This is a genomic window from Chlorobaculum sp. 24CR (assembly GCF_004118635.1).
In the GTDB taxonomy this organism is placed as follows: domain Bacteria; phylum Bacteroidota; class Chlorobiia; order Chlorobiales; family Chlorobiaceae; genus Chlorobaculum.
Map to the genome: position 1 here is coordinate 1 of NZ_SDGU01000117.1, position 337 is coordinate 337.

Annotated in this window: 1 pseudogene; it reads left to right on the forward strand. The window is 64.1% G+C overall.

The features are described from left to right. Positions 1-337, forward strand: a pseudogene (locus EST62_RS13275) (glutamate synthase); the annotation flags it as partial.

Consider the following 337-nt stretch of genomic DNA (forward strand, 5'->3'; position numbering starts at 1 on the left):
GCCTCGATCATCTCCGGCGTGCCGCGCGAAGAGATGGCCTGCTTCGAGAACGAATACGACGACGCGAAGAAAGAGGGCGCGACGATGTACTTCCAGGCCGGCACGGCTGAAGTGCTCGGCGGAGCGAGTGGCGTCACCGGCCTGCGCTGCACGAAAATGACCAAGAAAGAGAAGGGCGAGGAGGGCTGGAACTCCCCGATTCCGTTCCTGCGCTACAAGAGTAACGGCGAAAGCTTCGTCATCGAAGCGGACATGGTGGTGGCGGCCATCGGCCAGGGCACCGACCTCGACTGCCTCGGCAGCGCGTCGAGCGGCCCGTGGCTCAAGGTTGACCGCA